This window comes from Streptomyces lycii (genome assembly GCF_009735685.1).
In the GTDB taxonomy this organism is placed as follows: Bacteria; Actinomycetota; Actinomycetes; order Streptomycetales; family Streptomycetaceae; genus Streptomyces; species Streptomyces lycii.
On the sequence record NZ_WHPN01000378.1, the window covers coordinates 1 to 22,652 of the forward strand.

Genomic DNA, 22,652 nt, shown 5'->3' on the forward strand with positions numbered 1-22,652 from the left:
GGGAGGGCCGCCGTCGTTCGCGTGGCGGTGGTGCGTACCGCTTCCGGTACGGGCCCGGGGTCAGCCGCCGGCGCGTCCGCGCTGCGCCGTCGGGACGGCCGGCGCGGGCGTGCTGCGCGCGGAGCGGTCCGACTGCGGCGGTCTGCGGCTGCCGCCCGGGGTGACCGGGGTGCGCTCGGAGCGCACGGTGTACGTGCGGGGCGGGTGGTGCGGTCTGGGCTCCGGGGCCCGGGGCGCACCGGCGCGGGCGCCCGCCCCCACCGGCTCACGCACCGGCGCGGGCTGCTCGTCCCGCGCTCCCGCGGGCTGCGGCGGGGCCGACGGGCGGCGGATCCCGACCGGCGGGAACGGCGGCGGGGCGAGCCTGCGGCCCTCCCGGAGACGGTCCCGGCAGTCCAGCAGCCAGGTGTTCGCCCAGGCGATGAGCGGTTCGCACCAGGGCAGCGCCAGCAGGACCAGCAGACCGGCGGTCCAGCCGAGGAGCACGTCGCTCACCCAGTGGGTGCCCAGATAGACCGTCGTGGCCCCGACCCCCAGCGCGAAGCCGGCGGCCACCAGCGACAGCACCCGGCGGGCCCGCTGCGTGGTGGCGAGATAGGCCAGGATGCCCCAGGTCACGACCGCGTTGGCGGTGTGACCCGAAGGAAATATGTCGCCGCCGGCGAACATCTCGTCGGATCCCACGGTCGTGGCGTAGTGCGGCCCCAGCCGCCCGAGGCCGTACTTCACGGCGCCGACGGTGCTGTTGAGCAGCAGCAGCGCGGCGCCCAGGGCCAGCAGCGGCCGCAGCGTGCGCTGCCGCCACGAGCGCCAGCCCAGCCACGCGGCCACCAGAACGGCCGTCGGCCCCCGCTGCCCGAGCACCACGAAGTAGTCGAGGGCGGCGTGCAGCTCCGGCCACTGCTTGTAGGGCCGGAAGAGCATGACCTGCCAGTCGAGACGGACTAGCCGATCGCTCACGAAAACGGCCAAGACGATCGCCGCGTAGAACCCCACGGCCGAACCGAACAACACCTTGCGTGTTCGGCTCATCCGCGGGACGGCGCGGTCGCTCGGTCGCTCGGGCTCCTGCTCGAGCCGGGCGAGGATTCGGTCGGTACGCACTCAATCGACGTTACAGGGGGTGAGCGGCGAACCCGGTCGGCCGGGCGGGTTCGTGATGACGATGTGATGTGGAGTTGGCCTCATCGAGAAGTTTAATTCGGACGTTCCGTCAAAATGGGAGAGCGTGTCCGAGCGAATTCGAAGCCACCGATAATCAGCGTTTCTTGAGGCTACCCAATCCGTTCACCCGGAAGTAGCCGGGAATTCTCGGTCCGTATCCGGTTACCCCCGGGCCGGGCCCCGGCGGACGGATCCGTTCCGCCGGGGCGTACGACCGGGACCTGCTGCTTCGCCCGGCGGTCGCGGAGAGTGAGCGGCCGGCCGCGCGCGAGGGCCGCCGGCCGCCGGAAGTGAGGCTGGCCACATGACCACCCGCCTCCCTCGCGTACCCTGACGACTCACTCGTCTCACGAAGCAGGTCTGCCGGGACCGGATCCTGCCCGGAGCCCGCCCGAGCGCGAGGGCAACACTGGAGGTGCGTACATGTCCGGAACGACCACGGCCCGCGGAGACCGGGCGGCGGACGTTCCTCGGCATCGGCGCGGCACGGGCGCCGGCGGAAGCCGCTGGGCCGTGCTGCTGGTCCTCTGCGTCAGCCTGCTGCTCGTCGCCCTGGACGCGACCGTGCTGCACGTGGCCGTCCCGGCCGTCAGCGAGGACCTGCGGCCCGACGGCGTGCAGCTGCTCTGGATCGTCGACGCCTACCCGCTCGTCGCCGCGTCGCTGCTGATCCTCTTCGGCACCCTCGGCGACCGTGTCGGACGCCGCCGGGTGCTGCTCCTCGGCTACGGCATCTTCGGCCTGGCCTCCGCCGTCGCCGCCTGCGCGGACAGCGCGCAGGTCCTCATCGCCGCCCGTGCCCTGCTGGGCGTCGGCGGAGCGATGATCATGCCGGCCACCCTCTCGATCCTCCGGCAGGTCTTCCCCGACCGCCGTGAGCGCGCCCTCGCCATCGGCATCTGGAGCGCTGTCGCCGCCGTCGGCGCGGCCGTCGGCCCGCTCCTCGGCGGGCTGCTGCTGGAGCATTTCTGGTGGGGCTCGGTCTTCCTGATCAACATCCCGCTGATGGCGGTCTGCCTCCCGGTCGGCCGCTGGGTGCTGCCGGAGTCCACCGGTGACGGCGACGGGCCGTGGGACGTGCTGGGCGCGCTGATGGCCGCGTTCGGCCTGGCGGGCGTGGTGTTCGGGGTCAAGCGCGCCGGGGGCGGGGAGGGACTGGCCGATCCGGTGACGACGGCGCCGCTGGCCGCCGGTGTGCTGCTGCTGTACCTCTTCGTACGGCGGCAGCGGAACCGTAAGCACCCCCTGATCGACCTGGGGATGTTCTCCCGGCCCGCCTTCGGCACCTCCGTGGGCTGCATCGTGCTGGCGATGCTCGCGCTCGTCGGGCTCCAGCTCATCGCGACCCAGTACCTCCAGCTCGTCCTCGGGTTCTCCCCGCTGGAGACCGGGCTGCGGATGGTTCCGCTGACCGTCTCCGCGATGGCCGCCGGGCTGCTCGGCTCCCGGATGCTGCAGCGCCTCGGCCCCCGGACGATGGTCGTGCTCGGCTTCACGGTCACCGCCGCGGCCGTGCTGTCGCTGGTGTCCATGGGCGAGCACGACCGGCCCGGGCTGCTGACCGCGGGCTTCCTGCTGCTCGGCTTCGGCCTGGAGACGACGCTCTTCGGCGCGTACGAGTCGATGCTGAGCGAGGCCCCCGCCGATCAGGCCGGCGGTGCCGCCGCCATCGGCGAGACCTCCTACCAGCTGGGCGCGGGCATCGGCATCGCCCTGCTCGGCACCGTGATGAACGCCGTCTACGCACCGGGGGTGTCCACCGTCCCCGGGGTGCCCGCCCACGCGTCGGCCGCCGCGGGCCACTCGCTCGGTGAGGCCTACGACATAGCGGGCGGGCTCGGCGGCCCGGCCGGGGCCGCGCTGCGCGAGGCCGCCCGCGACGCCTTCGTGCACGGGCTGCACATCACCCTGGCGGTCAGCGCGCTGCTTCTGCTGCTGGGTGCCGCGGCGGCGCTGCGGCTGCCCCGGCGCATGGAGTGCGCCGGGGACGAGGCGGCCGGCCCGCCAGCCGGCCCGCCGGCCGGTCCGGGAGGGACGGCGGAGACCGGCGAGGCGGACGGGACCGGCCGGGACGCCGCCGCGGTGCCCCCGGCCCGGCGCCCCGGACGGGAAGCGCGGCTGCCGGGCCGCGAACGCCGGGTCCAGCCGGCCGCCACCCGCTGACCTGCCGCGTTTCCGTGCCGGGCGGCCCTGGACAGCGGTGGTTACCGAGCCGTAGCGTCGGATGATCGCAGCGGCCGCCCGGAACCGGCACGGCATCCGGCCCGGCGGCCCCGAGCCGCACCCTGGAGGGCCGCACCATGTCCGCATCCCTGCCCGCGTTCGACCCGGCGGATCCGCTCGGCATCGACGATCTGCTGAGCGAGGAGGACCTGGCGGTGCGCGACACGGTGCGCCGCTGGGCGGCGGACCGGGTCCTGCCGCACATCGCCGACTGGTACGAGCGGGGAGAGCTGCCCGGCATCCGCGAGCTGGCCCGCGAACTCGGCGGCCTCGGCGCGCTCGGCATGTCCCTGCACGGCCACGGCTGCGCGGGCGCGAGCGCGGTGCAGTACGGCCTGGCCTGTCTGGAGCTGGAGGCGGCCGACTCCGGCATCCGCTCGCTCGTCTCCGTGCAGGGCTCCCTCGCGATGTACGCCATCCACCGCTTCGGATCGGAGGAGCAGCGGGAGCAGTGGCTGCCGCGCATGGCGTCCGGCGAGGTCATCGGCTGCTTCGGGCTCACCGAACCGGACCACGGCTCGGACCCGGGGAACATGCGGACCCGCGCCAGGCGGGAGCCGGGCGGCGACTGGGTGCTCGACGGCCGCAAGATGTGGATCACCAACGGTTCGGTGGCCGGCGTCGCCGTCGTCTGGGCGCGGACGGACGAGGGCATCCGCGGCTTCGTCGTCCCCACGGACACCGCCGGCTTCTCGGCACCGGAGATCAAGCACAAGTGGTCCCTGCGGGCCTCGGTGACCAGCGAGCTGGTGCTCGACGGCGTACGGCTGCCCGCGGACGCCGTACTGCCCGCGGTCACGGGCCTCAAGGGGCCGCTCAGCTGCCTGAGCCACGCGCGCTACGGCATCGTCTGGGGCTCGATGGGGGCCGCCCGCTCGTCCTTCGAGACCGCGGTCGACTACGCGAGGACCCGCGAGCAGTTCGGCCGGCCCATCGGCGGTTTCCAGCTCACCCAGGCCAAACTCGCCGACATGGCCGTCGAACTGCACAAGGGCGTGCTGCTCGCCCATCATCTGGGCCGCCGGATGGACGCCGGAAAGCTGCGCCCGGAACAGATCAGCTTCGGCAAGCTCAACAATGTGCGGGAGGCCATCGAGATCTGCCGCACGTCCCGCACGATCCTGGGCGCCAACGGGATTTCGCTGGAATACCCGGTGATGCGGCACGCCACCAATCTGGAATCGGTGCTCACCTATGAGGGCACCGTGGAAATGCACCAGCTGGTGCTGGGCAAGGCGCTCACCGGAATCGACGCCTTCAGGTGACGGCCCGGCGGCCCGGTGATCACCCGATACGGTGAGCGCCCGCCTCAGCTCTGGTTGAAGAAGCCGCCGTCCGACGTCCGGCCGGCGGCCTCACCGCTCACGATGCGGTAGTCGGAGGGCGTGAGCAGGAAGACGCGGGTGGCGACCCGGTCGATGGAGCCGCGGAGCCCGAAGATCAGCCCGGCGGCGAAGTCGACCACGCGCTTGGCGTCCGAGGGGTCCATGGCCGTGAGGTTCACGATCACCGGGACGCCCTCCCGGAACAGCTCGCCGATGGCGCGTGCGTCGCGGAAGCCGTCCGGCGTGATCGTGGCGATCCGGCGGCCCTGCTCCTGCGCCGCCTCCTCGGCCACCCGGACGCGCGGATCGGTCACCCAGACGTCACGGGGCTCGGGCCCCTCGGTGTAGTCGTCGTCGTAGTAGCGCTCGTCATCGTTCTCGTCGACAAGCCCCAGCCATGCACTCGCCTTGCGCACCGATCCCATGAACGCCTCCTCTCACACGCGGTCCGTGCTGTCCGCCCTCCTATGGTCGTCCATGATGCTGATGATGCGCCAAGCGGATACCCCTCGCACACGTATTTCGTGACGGTACTGGTGCAGAACGCTTAAAAGCTCATCAGACTTTCGACACGAGGGGAAGGCTGACGGCCCGATAGCATGCGGGAGCGTCCATCACGCCTGGACAGAGCAACGGGGGATAGGTGTTCGGAATCATCAGGCCGTGCCGTCATCGGCTGTCCGGGGGATTGCACGCCCGCTGGACGGCCCATCTGTGCGGGCTCTGTCTCGCCCTGCGCGGCGACCACGGCCAGTTCGCCCGGGTGGCCACGAACTACGACGGCCTGATCGTCTCCGTGCTGGCCGAGGCCCAGGCGGAACCCTCCGGCCGCCGGCGGCGCACCGCGGGCCCCTGCCCGCTGCGCGGCATGCGCACGGCGCCGGTCGCCACCGGCGACGGCGCCCGGCTGGCGGCCACGGTCTCCCTGGTGCTGGCGTCGGCGAAGATACGCGACCACGTCGCCGACGGCGACGGTCTGCTCGCCCGGCGCCCGGTGGCGGCCGCGGCGCGACGGGTGGCCGGCGGCTGGGACCGGGCGGGCGCCCGGAGCGGCGCGGACCTCGGCTTCGACACGGCGGTGCTGGTCCGGGCGGTGGAGCGACAGGCCGGCGTCGAGGCGGCGGCCGGCCCCGGCACCCCGCTGCTGGAGATCACCGAACCCACCGAGTCGGCGACCGCGGCGGCTTTCGGCCACACGGCGGTGCTCGCGGGCCGCCCCGGCAACGCCGGGCCGCTGCGGGAGGCGGGACGGCTGTTCGGCCGGCTCGCGCATCTGCTCGACGCGGTCGAGGACCTCCGGCAGGACGCCGCTTCCGGCGCGTGGAATCCGCTCACGGCCACCGGCACGGACCTCGCCGAGGCACGTCGGCTGTGTGACGACGCGGTGCGCGGCATACGGCTCGCGCTGAGGGACGCCGAGTTCACGAACGGTGCGCTGGCACACGTCCTGCTCGCCCACGAACCGGCCCGCTCCGTCGACCGGGTCTTCGGCGCGGAGCGCTGCTCGCACCAGGCGCCGCCGGGCCAGGCGCCGCCGGGCCAGGCGCCGCCGGGCCAGGCGCCGCCGGGCCGGGCACCTTCCGTGCCGGGCGGAGGGGCGCCCGGGCCGGGTCTCCCCGGTCTTCCCGGTCTTCCCGGTCTTCCCGGTCCGGGCGGTCCGTGGCGCAGGCGCGGCGCGATCGCCGGCTGCGCGGTACTGGCCGGACTCTGCTGTACCGGCCAGGTGTGCTGCCGGGAGACCTACGACGACCCGTGGGTGCACGGCAAGCGGCGCGAGGGCTGCTGCCACCAGTGCGACTGCTCCGACGCCTGTGACTGCTGCGACTGCTGTAACTGCTGCAACTGTGATGGTTGTGACGGCTGCGGCGGCTGCGGCTGCGACTGCTGAGCGGCGCTCGCACGACCCGTCCGGGGGATTGACTCAACTCCCGAGTAAACCGATTGAAGCCGATGGTCGATTTTCGGCCACTGTGCTGTCGGGCGGAAGGGGCCACGGGGGCGGATTCGGCTGCCGGGCCCGGGTAACGGCCCGCCCCGCCCCGGGGCGCCTTCCCGCCCGGCCGCACGGTCGGGCGGAGGAGGCGGCGGCCGGAAGCGGCGCACCCCTCCGGCGGACGGCGGATTCCCGCCCCGTACCGCGAACCGGCCCTGGCCCGCGGGGTTCTCCGGGGCGGCGGCGGCCCGGCGGCGGACCGCTGTCCGGCCGTGTCCCCGGGGCGGGAACCGGTCGGCGTGCCGGTGCGTCGAAACGGCAGCAGAAGCGGAGTGCCCACCCCGGCGGCCCCAGGCCACCGGGGCCCTTCGTCATGCCCGGGCACGGCCGAAAGGCGCCCTTGTGAAGCGTTGTGAGCCCCCCGAATACTCCCCACAGCGCTTGTCAGGGGCACGGCGTATCCGGAATCCGGAGTGCTGCCTGACTGCGCCTCACGGGACCGCCCACCCCAAGCGGACCCCCGATTCTTCTGTTGGAGGAAGAGTGAGGATCAAGCGCACCACCCCCCACGGCGTGGCGAGACGCACCCGGCTGATCGCGGCCGCGGCAGGCCTGGCGGCGGCAGCAGCCGTCTCCATCCCGGCCGGCAGCGCGAGTGCCGACACCGCCGCCGTCTTCAGCGCCGCCCAGCTCACCAAGGCGAGCGACGCCGTGCTCGACGCCGATGTGGCCGGCACCGCCTGGCACGTCGACAAGGAGACCGGAACCGTCGTCCTCACCGTGGACGACCGGGTCTCCAAGAGCGAGATAGCGAAGATAAAGAAGGAAGCCGGTGCGAACGCCGGCGCCCTCCAGATCGAGCGCACCGAGGGCACCTTCCAGAAGTACGTGGCGGGCGGTGACGCCATCTACGCGAGCAGCTGGCGCTGCTCGGCCGGCTTCAACGTGCGCAGCGGCAGCACGTACTACATGGTCACCGCCGGTCACTGCACCGACGGCGCCGGCAACTGGTACAGCAACTCCGGCCGCTCCACCCTCATCGGCCCGACCGTCGGGTCGAGCTTCCCCACCAACGACTACGGGCTCGTCCGCTACGACGGTTCCGTCTCGCACCCGGGCACCGCGGGCGGCGTGGACATCACGGGCGCCGGCAACGCCAGCGTCGGCATGTCCGTCACCCGGCACGGCAGCACCACGGGCACCCACAGCGGTTCCGTCACCGGCCTGAACGCGACCGTCAACTACGGCAGCGGTGACATCGTCTACGGCATGATCCGCACCAACGTGTGCGCCGAGCCGGGCGACAGCGGCGGTTCGCTCCGCTCCGGCAGCACGGCGATCGGTCTCACCTCCGGCGGCAGCGGCGACTGCAACTCCGGCGGTACGACCTTCTTCCAGCCGGTCACCGAGGCGCTCAGCGCGTACGGCGTCAGCGTCTACTGACCGATACGGCCGGTACCCGCAGGCTGACGAGCCCCCGCCCGAGTCGACCGGGCGGGGGCCCATCCGTGCTCGGGCCGGAACGCGGCCACCGCACCACTCCACAGCCGCGCCGTACGGGACTATCGTGGACAACAGCACCCTTGGCGGGGCATCGCTCGCGATACGGACGGCAGGTGGCCGTGATGTTGGAAGAGCTGGTGACAGCGGGGGCGGTGGCGCTCTCCGGCGGTGCCGTCTACCTCGTGTCGGCGGCCCGGGTGGTCAAGCAGTACGAGCGCGGTGTGGTCCTCCGGCTCGGCAGGCTGCGCGACCAGGTGCGCGGCCCCGGGTTCACGCTGATCGTTCCCGGCGTCGACCGGCTCCGGAAGGTCAACATGCAGATCGTCACGCTGCCCGTGCCCGCGCAGGAGGGCATCACCCGGGACAACGTGACGGTGCGGGTCGACGCCGTCGTCTACTTCAAGGTGGTGGACCCGGCCGACGCCGTCATCCGGGTCGAGGACTACCGCTTCGCGGTCTCGCAGATGGCGCAGACCTCGCTCCGTTCGATCATCGGGAAGAGCGATCTCGACGATCTGCTCTCCAACCGGGAGAAGCTCAACCAGGGGCTGGAGCTGATGATCGACAACCCGGCCGTCGAGTGGGGCGTGAGCATCGACCGGGTCGAGATCAAGGACGTGTCGCTGCCGGAGACGATGAAGCGCTCCATGGCCCGGCAGGCGGAGGCGGCCCGGGACCGCCGGGCCCGGGTCATCAACGCGGACGCGGAGTTCGAGGCGTCGAAGAAGCTCGCCGAGGCCGCCAAGCAGATGTCGGACACCCCGGCGGCGCTCCAACTGCGGCTGCTGCAGACCGTGGTGGCGGTCGCGGCCGAGAAGAACTCGACGCTGGTGCTGCCGTTCCCGGTGGAACTGCTGAGATTCCTGGAGCGGGCGGCGCAGAACACCTCCCCTGAGGTCTCCGCCCAGCAGGCCCCGGACCGGCAGCCCTCGCCGCCGGCCCCGTCCCAGCCCTCGTCCCAGGCCCCGCCCGGGGCCGGGGCCGATGACCGGTAGCCCCCGGCGCAGGCCCCTGATCACCGGGTGACCGCCTGCGGACCGGGACCCCGCAGGCCGGTACTTCGCGGACCGGTACTTCGCAGACCGGGATTCCGCAGGCCGGGAGTTTGTAAGTCCTGCTCCGCGCGTCCTTCCGCAGGGCGCCGCGGGGCTTTCCGCATGCCCTTCCGGGGGGCGCCGCTCTGCCCTCCGGGCGTCGTTCCGCGAACCGCCGCGGGGCCGGCGGACCGTTCGGAGAACGACCAGTAAGCGGGCGCGGTCTCTCGAATTCCGGTAAGCCGAGGACGGTTTCCGGACAGGCATTTTCATCGCCCTGAGTGTTTGCTCTGGGACTTTCCGTGAGTTGTGACGTTTCCACCTGCGCGGTGACCGTTCGGGCAGGCGGCCGATCACGTTTTCGTCTCTCGTGTGTGAGTCTTGAAAATTACCTTGTGGCCTCCCTCGATCCGTCGGAATACTCGGCCCCGCTTGTTGGCATGGACGCGACTCCTTTTTGGTAGTTATGTCCTTGTGCGACGCGCACGCATGTCCTCCGGGCCCGACGCTCCCCACAGCACCCGGGGCCCAACCCCCCACAGGAGGTCTCAACTTGAAGCACCGACGCATTACGAAGCGGCGTACCGCCATAGCGGCAGCCGGCATCGCGGCCCTGGTGGCCGGCGGGCTCACGCTGAACAGTGCCAACGCCGCCCCGCCCGAGCCCACTCCCGAGGTCCTGTCGATCGCCTCGGCGGAGAAGCTCGCCACGACACTCCTCTCCGACCTCGGTGACGGCGCCGCCGGCACCTACTACGACGCCGACGCGAAGCAGCTCGTCGTCAACGTGGTCGACGAGGCGGACGCCGAGGACGTCAAGGCCAAGGGCGCCGTCGCGAAGATCGTTCAGCACACCCTCGGTGAGCTGGACTCGGCGCGGGAGACGCTCAAGGCCGAGGCCACCATCCCGGGCACGTCCTGGTCGGTCGACCCGGTGAGCAACAAGGTCGTCGTCACGGCCGACGAGACCGTCAAGGGCGCCAAGCTCGACAAGCTCAACAAGGTCGTGAAGGGCCTCGACGGCAAGGCCACCGTCGAGAAGGTCGCGGGCGAGTTCAAGCCGTTCGCCTCCGGCGGCGACGCGATCTACAGCGGCGGCGCGCGCTGCTCGCTCGGCTTCAACGTGACCGTCGGCGGCGAGCCCGCCTTCATCACGGCCGGCCACTGCGGCGACGCGGGCAGCTCCTGGTCCGACTCCTCGGGCGGCGCCGAGATCGGCACCATGGAGGACTCCAGCTTCCCGGGTGACGACTTCGCCCTGGTGAAGTACAGCTCCGGTGTGGACGCCCCGAGCGAGGTAAACCTCTACGGCGGCGGCACCCAGCAGATCACCGGGGCGGGCGAGGCCACCGTCGGCCAGACCGTGACCCGCAGCGGCAGCACCACCCAGGTGCACGACGGCGAGGTCACCGGCCTCAACGAGACCGTCAACTACCAGGAGGGCTCGGTCTCCGGTCTGATCAAGACCACCGTCTGCGCCGAGCCGGGCGACAGCGGCGGCTCGCTCTTCGCGGGCAGCACGGCCCTGGGTCTGACCTCCGGCGGCAGCGGTGACTGCTCCTCGGGCGGCACGACCTTCTTCCAGCCGGTGCCCGAGGCGCTCTCCGCGTTCGGCGCCGAGATCGGCTGACGTACCACCGCTTCACCCGCCCCCCCACGGCGGATCCCGGCCCCCGGACACCCGCGACGGTGTCCGGGGGCCGGGGCGTGGTGCGGCGGTGCCGTCCCGGCCGGCGGGCCGCGGTGCCGGGCGGGGCGGAACCACCACAGGCAGCGGACTTTGCATGATCATGCGTGAGGATGCATACTCTTCCTATGTCTAAGGTCCTCACCTCCCTTCCCGCCGGCGAGCGCGTCGGCATCGCCTTCTCGGGCGGGCTCGACACCTCCGTCGCGGTCGCGTGGATGCGCGACAAGGGCGCCATTCCGTGCACCTACACCGCCGACATCGGTCAGTACGACGAGCCCGACATCGCCTCGGTGCCCGGCCGCGCGAAGACCTACGGTGCCGAGATCGCACGCCTGGTCGACTGCCGGGCGGCGCTGGTCGAGGAGGGCCTGGCCGCGCTCGCCTGCGGGGCGTTCCACATCCGCTCGGGCGGGCGGGCCTACTTCAACACCACACCGCTCGGCCGCGCCGTCACGGGCACCCTGCTGGTCCGGGCGATGCTCGAGGACAACGTACAGATCTGGGGCGACGGCTCGACCTTCAAGGGCAACGACATCGAGCGGTTCTACCGGTACGGCCTGCTCGCCAATCCGCGCCTGCGGATCTACAAGCCCTGGCTGGACGCGGACTTCGTGACCGAGCTGGGCGGCCGCAAGGAAATGTCGGAGTGGCTGATCGCCCACGACCTGCCCTACCGCGACAGCACGGAGAAGGCGTACTCCACCGACGCCAACATCTGGGGCGCCACGCACGAGGCCAAGACGCTGGAGCACCTGGACACCGGCGTGGAGACCGTGGAGCCGATCATGGGGGTGCGGTTCTGGGACCCCGAGGTCGAGATCGCCGCCGAGGACGTGACGATCGGCTTCGACCAGGGCCGCCCGGTGACGATCAACGGCAAGGAGTTCGCCTCCCCCGTGGACCTGGTGATGGAGGCGAACGCCGTCGGCGGCCGGCACGGCATGGGCATGTCGGACCAGATCGAGAACCGGATCATCGAGGCCAAGAGCCGCGGCATCTACGAGGCGCCCGGCATGGCCCTGCTGCACGCGGCGTACGAGCGCCTGGTCAACGCGATCCACAACGAGGACACCCTCGCCCAGTACCACAACGAGGGACGGCGCCTCGGGCGGCTGATGTACGAGGGCCGCTGGCTGGACCCGCAGGCGCTGATGGTGCGCGAGTCGCTGCAGCGCTGGGTCGGCGCCGCCGTCACCGGCGAGGTGACGCTGCGGCTGCGGCGCGGCGAGGACTACTCGATCCTCGACACCACGGGCCCGGCCTTCAGCTACCACCCGGACAAGCTGTCCATGGAGCGCACCGAGGACTCGGCGTTCGGACCGGTGGACCGGATCGGCCAGCTCACCATGCGGAACCTCGACATTGCCGACTCCCGCGCCAAGCTCGAACAGTATGCCGGGCTCGGCCTGATCGGCGCCGTCAGCACCGCGGTCGGCGCCGCCCAGGCGGCCTCCACCGGGCTGATCGGCGCCATGCCGGAGGGCGGCGCCGAGGCCATCGCCTCCCGCGGCGAGGTCTCCGGTGACGACGAGTGGCTGGACCGTGCCGCGATGGAGTCCGGCACGGACTGACCGCACTGCCGGGCGGTGGGCCCGGCGTCCGTGCACACGCGGGAGAAGGCCGGCCTTCTCCCGTTGGCCGAAATGTTCCCCTGTGTCCGGTCCCGGCCCGGTCTTCGCCCCCGTGTCCGCCCGGTGCCGCCCGGCGCCCGCGTGGCGGGACCCTCCGCTGTCCGCCGGGAGCGGGTGGCATACCGCCGCTTTCCGGGACGGGCCGGTTGCGGGGACCGGTTGCGTGCGGGGTGAGGTGCCCGGTGGCCCGGGAAGGCCCGCCGAGCCCTCAATCGTACGAACGTTCGAAGATTGGTTTATGGTGGTAGTGGGGGTGGAGAGGCCAGGTCAGCCAGGGGGTGCGGGTGAGACAGGAGGTGCGGATGTCCGGGTTCACGCATCTGCACACCGTCTCGGGCTTCTCCATGCGCTACGGAGCCACGCACCCCGAACGGCTGGCCGAGCGCGCCGCCGAGCGCGGCATGGACGCCGTCGCCCTGACTGACCGGGACACCCTCGCCGGGACGGTCCGGTTCGCCAGGGCATGTGCGAGGGCGGGAGTCCGGCCGGTGTTCGGGGCGAACCTGGCCGTGGCCGAATCCTTGCGTTCTCCGCTTGCCCGTAGCGGCGCCCGGAGCGGCGCGGCGACGCACGGGCCGGACGGCGCGCACCCCGGCGCGGTGCGCCGGCGCTCCCCGGTCCGCGGCGGGGCGTTCATCGACGAGTCCGCGCCCCGCGCGCTCTTTCTGGCCCGGGACGGCGCGGCGGGCTGGGCCGCCCTGTGCCGGCTGGTGTCCGCCGCCCACGCGGACGGCGGGGAGCGCCCCCTGCTGCACCGGCCCGACCTCGAACGCTCCGCGGTGGCGGAAGGGGGGCTGACCGTCCTCCTCGGGCCGGGCTCGGAGGTCGGCCGCGCGCTCGCCGCCGGCCGCCCCGACCGGGCGGCCGGGCTGCTCGCCCCCTGGCGCGAGATCTACGGCGACGCGCTCCGGCTGGAGGTGGTGCACCACCGACGCCCCGGCGAGGCCAGGGGCACCACGGCGCCGGGATCGCTGCGGCTGGCCGCCCGCACCCTCGGCTTCGCCGCCGAGCAGGGCGTACCGGCCGTGCTGACGAACGCCGTGCGCTACGCCGACCCCGGCCAGGGCCCGGTCGCCGACGTCCTCGACGCCGCCCGCCGCCTCGTGCCCGTCGACCCGCGCAAGCCCGGCTCCCTCGACAGCGGGGAACGCTGGCTCAAGGACCCGGACGGCATGGCGGAGACCGCCGGTCGGATCGCGGAGGCCGCCGGTTTCCGCCGTGACGCCGCCCACCGCCTGCTCGCCGAGACCGAACGGACCGCCGCCGCGTGCCTGGTCGACCCCGAGGACGACATCGGGCTCGGCACCGTGCACTTCCCCGAACCGCGCCTGGTGGGCGCCGGGCGGCGCACCGCCGACCGGGTGCTGCGGTCCCGCTGCGCCGCCGGCATGGTGCTGCGCGGCCACGACCGGGACCGGCGGCGCTGGGAACGGCTGGAGGACGAGCTGCGCATCATCGAGCGGCTCGGTTTCGCCTCGTACTTCCTCACCGTCGCCCAGGTCGTCGACGACACCCGGGCGCTCGGCGTCCGGGTCGCCGCGCGCGGCTCCGGCGCGGGCTCCCTGGTCAACCATCTGCTCGGCATCGCGAACGCCGATCCGGTCGAGCACGACCTGCTGATGGAGCGCTTCCTCAGCGAGCGCCGGGCCGCGCTGCCGGACATCGACATCGACGTCGAGTCCGCCCGCCGCCTCGACGTCTACCGCGCGGTGTTCGACCGCTTCGGCGCCGACCGGGTCGCGACCGTCGCCATGCCCGAGACCTACCGGGTGCGGCACGCGGTCCGCGACGTCGGCGCCGCCCTCGGCATGGACCCCGCCGAGACGGACCGGCTCGCCAAGGCCTTCCCGCACATCCGGGCCCGGGACGCCCGCGCGGCCCTGGACGAACTGCCCGAGCTGCGTTCCGTGGCCGCCGAGCGGGACCGGTACGGCAGGCTGTGGGAGCTGGTCGAGGCCCTGGACGGGCTGCCGCGCGGCATCGCCATGCACCCGTGCGGGGTGCTGCTCTCGGACGTCTCGATGCGCGACCGCACCCCGGTGGTCACGAGCGCGGGCAGCGGCGCGAGCGGCGGGGTCGCCGGTGCGGGCGGCTTTCCGATGTCGCAGTTCGACAAGGACGACGTCGAGGAGCTGGGGCTGCTCAAGCTCGACATCCTCGGGGTGCGGATGCAGTCCGCGATGGCGCACGCGGTGACCGAGATCGAACGGGCGTCGGGGGAGCGGGTGGACCTGGACGGCCTGGTGTCGGGCCCCTCCTCTCCGAAGACGGGCAGGGCCTCACCGAAGGCGGGCGAGGCATCGGCGAAGACGGGCGGGGCATCGCCGGAGACGGGCCGGCCGGCGGCCCCCATGAGCGACCCGGCGACGTACGACCTGATCAAGTCCACCGAGACGCTCGGCTGCTTCCAGATCGAGTCGCCGGGGCAGCGCGACCTGGTCGGCCGGCTGCAGCCCGCCACCTTTCACGACCTCGTGGTCGACATATCGCTTTTCCGGCCGGGGCCGGTCGCGGCCGACATGGTGCGCCCGTTCATCGAGGCCCGGCACGGCCGCCGCGCGCCGCGCTATCCGCATCCGGACCTGGAGCCGGTGCTGCGCGAGACGTACGGCGTCGTGGTCTTCCACGAGCAGGTCATCGGGATCGTGTCGGTCATGACGGGCTGCGACCGCGGGCTCGCCGACGAGGCGCGGCGCGCGCTGTCCGCCCCGGAGCGGCAGGGGCGGGTGCGCGCCTGGTTCGCGCGCGAGGCGGCGGGGCGCGGCTACGCGCCGGAGGTGGTGGCCCGCACCTGGGAGATCGTCGAGGCGTTCGGTTCGTACGGCTTCTGCAAGGCGCACGCGGTCGCGTTCGCCGTGCCGACCTACCAGTCCGCCTGGCTCAAGGCCCACCACCCGGCGGCCTTCTACGCCGGGCTGCTCACCCATGACCCGGGCATGTACCCGAAGCGGCTGCTGCTGGCGGACGCGCGGCGGCGCGGGGTGCCGGTGCTGCCGCTGGACGTGAACCGGTCGGGCTCCGCTTATCGAATCGAACTGGTGTCTGGCGAAAAGGGGAAGAAAGGGGAGAAGGAGGGGGAGAGGTACGGGATCAGGCTCGCCCTCAGCGATGTGCACGGCATCAGCGAGGCCGAGACCGGACGGATCGAGGCCGGACAGCCGTACGCCTCGCTGCTCGACCTGTGGCGCCGGGCCCGGCCCGGCCGGCCCGTCGCCGAACGGCTCGCCCAGGTCGGCGCGTTGGACGCGTTCGGCGGCAACCGCCGGGACCTGCTGCTCCGGATCGCCGAGCTGCACCGGAGGCAGAAGGACCCCGCCGCGCACACGGGCCAGCTTCCGCTGGACGCCGCTGCCGGACCGGACGGCGCCGGGGTGACGGCCGCCGAACCCGCCGGGCTGCCCGACCTCGACGCCGCAGAGCGCACCGGCGCCGAACTCGGCGTCCTCGGCATGGACGTCTCCCGGCACCTGATGACCGATCACGCCGCCTTCCTGGAGGAGCTGGGCGCCACCCCCGCCAAACGGCTGCGCGCCGCCCGGCACGGCGAGACCGTCCTGGTCGCGGGCGCCAAGGCCGCCACCCAGACCCCGGCCATCCGCTCCGGCCGCCGGATCATCTTCACCACCCTCGACGACGGCACCGGCCTGGCCGACTGCACCTTCTTCGAGGACAGCCACGCCGCCTGCGCGCACACCGTCTTCCACTCCTGGCTGCTGCTCGTCCGCGGCACCGTGGAGCGACGCGGCGCCCGCAGCCTCACCGTGGTGGGAACCCGCGCCTGGAACCTGGCGGAGCTGGCCGAACTGCGCCGCGAGGGCGGCCTGCGGGCGGTGGCGGAACGGCTGGCCGAACCGGAGGGCACCGCGGACGGCGGAGAGCGCACGGAGGACGGCGGGGAGCCCGCGGAGGGCGCCGCCCCGGAGGACGCGGCCGCCGCCGGGGTCAACGGACGCCGCATCCAGCTGCCCACCGGCTACGAGATGCACCCGTGGTCCGACCTCCGCCCGGCCGGCGAGGGCGCGGCCACCGGCCGCAAGCTGTGGCACTCCAGTCCGGGGAGCGCGGGCCGGTGACCGGGCGGGAGAGGACCGGACAGGAGCCGGCCGGGCAGGAGGCGGTCGTGCCGGAGGCGGTCGAGCCGGAGAGGGCCGGGCAGGAGGCGGTCGAGCCGGAGAGGGCCGGGCCGGGGAGGACCGGGCAGCAGGCGGCCGGGCAGGAAGCGGCCGGGCAGGAGGAAGCCGGGCGGAAGGACGCCGGGCCGGAGACGGCCGGGCGGGGGAGGAACGGTGGCGCCGCGGGGCGCACGGAGGAGCCGCCGCACGTGTTGTACCTGCGGTTCCGGGGCCCCGACGGCGAACCGCCCGGTGCGGAGGTCTACGACGGACTGCGCGCGCTGCTCGCCGAGTTCACGCCCGTCGTGCAGGCCCTGCCGCCCGACGCCGCGCTCGCCGACGTGCGCGGCGCGCTCCGCTACTTCCGCCGGGACGCGGCGGAGATCGCGGCGCTCGTACGGGTGCGCGCCCTCGCCCGCTACGGCACCGACTGCACCATCGGCGTGGCGGCCAACCCGCTGCTCGCACGGATGGCCGCCCAGGACGGGCCGGTGGCCGGGCCGCCCGGGACGGCCGAGGCGATCCGCACCGTCCCCGCCGACCCCGACGCCGTCACCGGCTTCCTCGCCCGCAAGCCCGCCACCGGACTGCACGGCGTCGGCCCGGCGACCGCGCGCGCCCTCGGCACGTACGGTCTGGACAGCGTCGACCGGATCGCCGCCGCACCGCGCGCGACCCTGCAGCGCATCCTGGGCGCCTCCACCGGACGGCGGGTGTACGAACAGGCGCACGGCATCGACCCCACCCCCGTGGTCCCGAACGCCCCCGCCCGCTCCACCGGCGCCGAACACCGCTTCGAGCGCGACGAACTCGACCCCGGGCAGCGCCGCCGCGCGCTGCTCACGCTCGCCCACGAACTGGGCATCCGGCTGCGCGCGGACGGCCTGGTGGCGCGGTCCCTGACCCTGACCGTCCGCTACGCCGACCGATCCACGACCACCCGCACCCGTACCCTGCCGGAGCCGACCGCGCACAGTCCGGCGCTCACCGACGCCGCGTACGCCCTGCACGGGGCGCTCGGCCTGCAACGCGCCCGGGTGCGCGCGGTGGCGCTGCGCGCGGAGGACCTGACGGACGCCGCATCCGCCGCCCACCAGCTGACGTTCGACCCGGCGGACGAAAAGTCCCGCCGCGTCGAGGCCGTCACGGACCGGGCGCGTGCCCGCTTCGGCGCGGCGGCGGTCCGCCCGGCGTCGGCGTTCGGCCGGCGCGGCGCGGCGGCGTGACCGGGCCCCCGGCGCGGTGTGCGACTGGTGCCCCTGGCGCAGCCTGTGACCGGGCTCCGGCAGCGGCGTGACCGGGCCCGGGCGCGGTGTGTGACCGGTGCCCGGCGCGGCGTGCGGCCGGGCTCCGGCGGTGGCGCGTGCGACCGGCTCCGGCAGCGGCGTGACCGGGAGCGGCACACCGGTGTGACCGGGCCCCCTGCCGTACCGGCGCGACCGGGGCCCCGGAACGACCACGGCTGTTGTACGGCCAGCCCGTACAGCAGCCCGGTGCCGCCCCGCCGTAGCGCGAGGGCGGCACCGGGCTTGCCGTGGCAGAACCGGCCTGTTGCCGAACAACCGGCCTGTGGCCGAAACGGGCCTGTGGCCGAAACGGGCCTGTGGCCGCAACCGGCCTGTGGCCGCGGCCTGTGGCCGGGCCCGGGCTGCCGTGCGGGACCGCGGGCGGCCCCGGACGTGCCCGCCGACGCCGAACCGGCCCCGGTCAGATCCGCTGCCGTGCCGCCCGCCGGCGTCCCGCGGCGATCATGACGGCCGCACCGGCCGCCACCACGGCCGCACCGCCGACCGCGATCGGCGTGGTGCTGCTGTCGCCCCCGGTCTGCGCCAGCTCCTCGTCGGCCGGGGCCGGTTCGCCGCCCGCGGGTGCGGGCGCGTTGCCGGCCGCCGGGTCCGCCGGGGCGGGCTCGTCCGCCGGGGCCGCCGCGTCCTTGTCACCGTGCCCGTCACCGGAACCGTGGGCCGCGTGCTCGTCGCCGCCGTGCCCGCCGTGGCTGACGGTCGACTTCTCCGTGGCGGCCTCGATCTGCCGCTCGTCCGGCGCGGCCGCCTCGGGAGCCTTCGCCGCGGCCCCGTTCCCGCCCCCGAAGGTGACGTCCGAGCAGGTGTAGAACGCCTCGGGGCTGTCCGACCGCTGCCAGACGCTGTAGACCAGATGACGCCCGGACCTCTCCGGCACGGTGCCCTCGAAGACGTACTCACCGCCCGACAGCTGCGGGTCCGTCACCTTCGCGAACGGCTCGGCCTCCAGGTCGGACCACTTCAGCGGCTGGGACGGGTCGTAGCCCTCCTTGGTGATGTAGAGCTCGAACGTGCCCCGGTGCGGGGCGGTGGCCTTGTAGTGGAAGGTGTGCTTCCCGGCGGTCATGTCCGACGCGGGCCAGTCGGCGCGCGGCAGGTCGAGCCCCTGGTACTTGTCCCGGCCGGCGCTGCAGAGCCTGCCGTCCGGGATGATCTCCTTGTGCTTCCCGGCGGCGTTCGGGATGTTGACCTCGTTCCAGTCGTACAGCGCCTGGGTGCCGCCGGCCGCGACGGCCGCCTTGCAGGCCGCCGAGTCGGGGCTCTCCGGTCCCTCGGCGAAGCAGGCGGACACCCGGCTGACCGGGTCGGTCATCGAGCCGTGCGCGGCAGCGGGTGTGGCGGAGAGCAGTGTCAGCGCCAGCGGCACGACACCGATGACGGCGATCCCGGCGGCCTTGCGACGTACGGTCATCGTGGGGGCTCCTTACACGGTTGCGCGATGCGGCTCCCGGGCGTGAACACGGAAGCGGGGGACGTACGGAGCCGGGGCGCGCATCACCGGCGCCGCCCCCCTGAGTGCGGCGCCGACGACGGGCGCCACCCCGGTCCGGCGAACAGCACGCTAGCCCCGCGGAACCCGTGAACGCCCTGCTGGGACGGGGTGGAGCCGATCCTTATGGCGCCGTTAAGGCGACGCTAAGCGGGACCACAGGAAGGCGGTGCCGGAGCGGCGGACGGCTGCCCGCGCACGGCGGCGGCAGCCGGAAGCGGCCGGTGCCGGAGCACACCGCGAAGGCGCGGAGCGGACCCGGGCACAGGGCTCGTGACGGGCGCTCAGCGCTGACCGTACGCCTGCGGAGCCGGTGTGCGGAGTGCGAGCACGGCGATGTCGTCGTGCCCGTCGCCCGGGTGGTGTTCCATCAGGGCGTCGCACAGGTCGTCCAGTGACGCCCCGGCGTGCCTGGTCGCGGTCTCGGCCACGGCGAGCAGGCCCTCGTCGAGGGAGCGTTCCGGATGCTCCACGAGGCCGTCGGTGAAGAGCAGGACGGTGGTCTCGGGCAGCAGACGGTGGATGTGGTCGGGGCGGGGGAGACCGGGTTCCACACCCAGCGGCAGCCCCGGGTCGGTGCCGAGGTAGTGGGCCGGCCGGTGCGGTGGGACCACGAGCGGCGGAGGATGGCCGGCCGAGCTCCAGTGCAGGTTCCAGGACTGGTCGTCGGGTTCGATGCGGGCCAGGCACAGGGTCGTGAGCGGGTTCTCGTTGATGCTCAGCAGCAGATGGTCGAGCTGGTCGAGGATCGCGCTGGGAGGGGTGCGCAGGTCGTAGACCATGGCACGGAGCATGCTGCGCGTCTGCGCCATGGCCGCCGCGGCCGGCATGTCGTGCCCGACGACGTCACCGATGACGGCGACACAGGACCCGTCGGACAGGGTGAGGGCGTCGTACCAGTCACCGCCCAGGTGGCCGGGGGCGCTCGCGGGCCGGTACACGGCCGCGCTGTCGAACGGGTGCAGGTCGGGCAGGCGCGGCAGCAGCAGGCGCTGGAACTGTTCGGCGCTGTTGCGGACCTGCTCGTAGAGGCGGGCGTTCTCGATGGCGATGCCCGCGGCGCCGGCCAGGGCGACGACCACGCTCTCGTCGTGCTCGTCGAAGGGCTGTCCGTCCCGCCGTTCCGTGAGGTAGAGGTTGCCGTAGATCCGGCCGCGGACCCCGATGGCGACACCCAGCAGGCTCCGCATCGGCGGATGGCCGGGCGGGAAACCGGCCGACCCGGGGTGGTGCGAGATGTCCTGGATCCGCATCGGGTCGGGGTGCCGGATCAGATGGCCCAGCAGGCCGCGGCCCCTCGGCAGCTCGATCCCCGACAGGTCGGACAGCTCCTGGGAACTGAGCCCCAGCGGGATGAACTCGGCCAGCAGCTCGCCGCGCTCCTCCAGCACCCCCATGGCCCCGTAGCGGGCGTCGACCAGCTCCATCGCGGTGCTGACGATGCGGCGCAGCACGGTGGGCAGCTCCAGCTCGCTGCCGATGCTCATGACCGCTTCCAGCAGGCTCTGCAGCCTCTTCTGCGCCCGGGCCAGCGAGTGCAGCTGTTCGCTGATGCGGTCGAGGTCCTCGCCCAGCGGGAGGTGCAGCAGCGACCGGGGTTCCGGTTTTCCGGACGGTTCTCCCGGCGCCCGTTCCGCTCCGTCCACCGAACCTCCGCCTCTCCTCCTGCCGGAACCCGTCGCTCCACCTTCGGCCCTTTTCGCCGCGGAACGCTGAATTACCGTCCGAATGGGTGGCCGGGCGCGCCGTGCGCGCCCCGAAGGCACCGGCGGCGGAACCCGGACCGGGCGGGAGGCGGCGGGCCACGGGGCCACGAGGCCGCGCGCCGCGGCGGGAGAAGCGAAGGAGGCGGTGGCGGTGGGCCGTGGGCGTGTGGAGGCAGTGGGCCGGGGGTGGGCTGCGGGTGGCCGCGGGTGTGTGAAATACGGCGGGTGGCGGCGGCCTGCGGGCGCGTCCAGGCGGCGGGCCGCGGGTGTGTGGAACGTGGTGGGTGGCGGCGGCCGGGCGCGTGGAGGCGGCGGGTGGCGTCGGGTCGCGGGTGGGGTGGAGGCGGCGGGGGCGGCTGGTCGCGGGTGCGTGGAAGGCGGACCGGCAGGCGTGACACGCTGTGCCCATGACCGCACCGAGCGATCTCAGCCCCGCCCTGCGCCTGATCGAAGCCGTCGTCGACCCCGGCAGCCTGCGCAGCTGGGACGAGCCCGTGGAGATCGCGTACGAGGACGGCCGCTACCGGGAGGATCTGGCCCGGGCTCGCGAGCGCACCGGGCTCGACGAGTCGGTGATCACCGGCGAGGGCCGGGTCCGCGGGCGCCGGGTGGCCGTCGTCGCCTGTGAGTTCCGTTTCCTGGCCGGGTCGATCGGTGTCGCGGCGGGGGAACGGCTGGTACGGGCCGTCGAGCGGGCCACCGCCGAGCGGCTGCCGCTGCTGGCCGCGCCCGCCTCCGGCGGAACCCGCATGCAGGAGGGCACGGTCGCCTTCGTGCAGATGGTCAAGGTGACCGCCGCGATCGCCGACCACAAGGCGGCCGGGCTGCCGTACCTGGTGTATCTGCGGCACCCCACGACCGGCGGTGTGCTCGCGTCCTGGGGTTCGCTCGGCCATCTCACGGCCGCCGAACCGGGCGCGCTCATCGGCTTCCTCGGACCGCGGGTGCACCGGGCCCTGTACGGCGAGGAGTTCCCGGCAGGCGTGCAGACCGCGGAGAACCTCCTGACCAACGGCCTGGTCGACGCGGTGCTGCCCGCCGGGGAGCTGCCGGGTGTGGTGGCCCGGGCGCTGGACGTCCTCTCGGACGGTGGCGCCCGCGTGGCCCCGCCCGGCCGGGCGGTCACCGGCAGCGGGGATCCGGCCGGCGCGTCAGTGACCACGGACGGCGGCACGGACGGGGGCGGGAACGGCGGCACGGACGGTGGCGGAGCCGGTGGCACGGACGGTGGCAGAGCCGGTGGCACGGGCAGGGGCAGCGGCGCGGGCGTCCGCGCGGACGCCGTCGTCCCTGCTGCCGACGGCGCCGGTGCGGATGCCGGCACGGACATCAGTGCGGACCTCGGCCCGGATGACGGCGCGGGAGCCGGCACACACGCCGGCACAGGCACCGGGCCGGCGGGCGGGGAGCGCGCCCCGGGACCCGGCGCCGGGCCCGCGAAGGCCCCCGAGGCGCCTGCGTCCCCGTCCGAGGCGCCTGCGTCCCCGTCCGGGACGCCCGCCCGGCAGTCGGAGACGCCCGCCCCGCCGCCGGGCACC

General features: G+C 73.8%; 14 protein-coding genes. 10 read left to right on the top strand and 4 right to left on the bottom strand.

Annotation, left to right across the window (positions count from 1 at the left end; all coding sequences use genetic code 11):
* Positions 1-60: 60 nt before the first annotated feature.
* Complete coding sequence (locus tag GCU69_RS25820) at positions 61-1,104, bottom strand: phosphatase PAP2 family protein (RefSeq protein ID WP_235978707.1); 1,044 nt, start codon at positions 1,102-1,104, stop codon at positions 61-63.
* A 483-nt stretch (positions 1,105-1,587) separates the two neighbouring features.
* Between GCU69_RS25820 and GCU69_RS25825 the strand changes: the two genes are divergently transcribed.
* Together GCU69_RS25825 and GCU69_RS25830 are read left to right on the top strand one after the other, a co-directional pair.
* Positions 1,588-3,327, top strand: a complete 1,740-nt coding sequence (locus GCU69_RS25825) for an MFS transporter (protein WP_098751165.1) — start codon at positions 1,588-1,590, stop codon at positions 3,325-3,327.
* Positions 3,328-3,464: 137 nt separating this feature from the next.
* Positions 3,465-4,652 carry an acyl-CoA dehydrogenase family protein gene (locus GCU69_RS25830; protein WP_098751164.1) on the top strand — a complete coding sequence of 396 codons (1,188 nt, stop codon included), beginning with the start codon at positions 3,465-3,467 and terminating at the stop codon, positions 4,650-4,652.
* 44 nt (positions 4,653-4,696) lie between these two features.
* On the opposite strand, the gene GCU69_RS25835 is transcribed toward GCU69_RS25830, so the two are convergent.
* Positions 4,697-5,137 carry a cell division protein SepF gene (locus GCU69_RS25835; RefSeq protein WP_156207320.1) on the bottom strand — a complete coding sequence of 147 codons (441 nt, stop codon included), beginning with the start codon at positions 5,135-5,137 and terminating at the stop codon, positions 4,697-4,699.
* Positions 5,138-5,355: 218 nt separating this feature from the next.
* Here GCU69_RS25835 and GCU69_RS32820 point away from each other — a divergent pair, with 218 nt between their 5' ends.
* The 7 genes from GCU69_RS32820 to GCU69_RS25865 all read left to right on the top strand — a co-directional run bounded on the left by GCU69_RS32820 (position 5,356) and on the right by GCU69_RS25865 (position 17,841).
* On the top strand, positions 5,356-6,600 hold the full coding sequence (locus tag GCU69_RS32820) for a DUF5685 family protein (RefSeq protein ID WP_170315934.1): 1,245 nt from the start codon (positions 5,356-5,358) through the stop codon (positions 6,598-6,600).
* A gap of 588 nt (positions 6,601-7,188) precedes the next feature.
* Positions 7,189-8,088 (top strand): S1 family peptidase, encoded by a 900-nt coding sequence (locus tag GCU69_RS25840; protein ID WP_098751161.1) that lies wholly within the window; start codon positions 7,189-7,191, stop codon positions 8,086-8,088.
* Between the two features lie 182 nt (positions 8,089-8,270).
* Positions 8,271-9,143, top strand: coding sequence for a slipin family protein (locus GCU69_RS25845; protein ID WP_156207324.1), 873 nt, complete (start codon positions 8,271-8,273; stop codon positions 9,141-9,143).
* A 592-nt stretch (positions 9,144-9,735) separates the two neighbouring features.
* On the top strand, positions 9,736-10,812 hold the full coding sequence (locus GCU69_RS25850) for a S1 family peptidase (RefSeq protein WP_098751160.1): 1,077 nt from the start codon (positions 9,736-9,738) through the stop codon (positions 10,810-10,812).
* Positions 10,813-10,997: 185 nt separating this feature from the next.
* The gene (gene argG / locus GCU69_RS25855) at positions 10,998-12,443 is read left to right on the top strand and encodes an argininosuccinate synthase (protein ID WP_098751159.1); all 1,446 of its coding nucleotides are present in this window, start codon (positions 10,998-11,000) and stop codon (positions 12,441-12,443) included.
* A gap of 362 nt (positions 12,444-12,805) precedes the next feature.
* Positions 12,806-16,576 carry a DNA polymerase III subunit alpha gene (locus GCU69_RS25860; protein ID WP_156207321.1) on the top strand — a complete coding sequence of 1,257 codons (3,771 nt, stop codon included), beginning with the start codon at positions 12,806-12,808 and terminating at the stop codon, positions 16,574-16,576.
* A gap of 257 nt (positions 16,577-16,833) precedes the next feature.
* Complete coding sequence (locus GCU69_RS25865; RefSeq protein WP_156207325.1) at positions 16,834-17,841, top strand: DNA polymerase Y family protein; 1,008 nt, start codon at positions 16,834-16,836, stop codon at positions 17,839-17,841.
* A 481-nt stretch (positions 17,842-18,322) separates the two neighbouring features.
* Here the strand turns inward: GCU69_RS25865 and GCU69_RS25870 are convergent, their stop codons facing one another.
* Both GCU69_RS25870 and GCU69_RS25875 read right to left on the bottom strand, forming a co-directional pair.
* The gene (locus GCU69_RS25870) at positions 18,323-19,330 is read right to left on the bottom strand and encodes a lytic polysaccharide monooxygenase auxiliary activity family 9 protein (RefSeq protein ID WP_156207322.1); all 1,008 of its coding nucleotides are present in this window, start codon (positions 19,328-19,330) and stop codon (positions 18,323-18,325) included.
* 362 nt (positions 19,331-19,692) lie between these two features.
* Positions 19,693-21,054 carry a PP2C family protein-serine/threonine phosphatase gene (locus GCU69_RS25875; RefSeq protein WP_156207323.1) on the bottom strand — a complete coding sequence of 454 codons (1,362 nt, stop codon included), beginning with the start codon at positions 21,052-21,054 and terminating at the stop codon, positions 19,693-19,695.
* A 467-nt stretch (positions 21,055-21,521) separates the two neighbouring features.
* Here GCU69_RS25875 and GCU69_RS34085 point away from each other — a divergent pair.
* Positions 21,522-22,652, top strand: a 1,131-nt coding sequence (locus tag GCU69_RS34085) for a carboxyl transferase domain-containing protein (protein ID WP_328630020.1), incomplete at its 3' end; no start/stop codon positions are given.

Coding starts and splice junctions, on each gene's coding strand:
- GCU69_RS25825 (WP_098751165.1), top strand. CDS start 1,588: ATGTCCGGAACGACCACGGCCCGCGGAGACCGGGCGGCGGACGTTCCT.
- GCU69_RS25830 (WP_098751164.1), top strand. CDS start 3,465: ATGTCCGCATCCCTGCCCGCGTTCGACCCGGCGGATCCGCTCGGCATC.
- GCU69_RS25835 (WP_156207320.1), bottom strand. CDS start 5,137: ATGGGATCGGTGCGCAAGGCGAGTGCATGGCTGGGGCTTGTCGACGAG.
- GCU69_RS25845 (WP_156207324.1), top strand. CDS start 8,271: ATGTTGGAAGAGCTGGTGACAGCGGGGGCGGTGGCGCTCTCCGGCGGT.
- argG (WP_098751159.1), top strand. CDS start 10,998: ATGTCTAAGGTCCTCACCTCCCTTCCCGCCGGCGAGCGCGTCGGCATC.
- GCU69_RS25860 (WP_156207321.1), top strand. CDS start 12,806: ATGTCCGGGTTCACGCATCTGCACACCGTCTCGGGCTTCTCCATGCGC.
- GCU69_RS25870 (WP_156207322.1), bottom strand. CDS start 19,330: ATGACCGTACGTCGCAAGGCCGCCGGGATCGCCGTCATCGGTGTCGTG.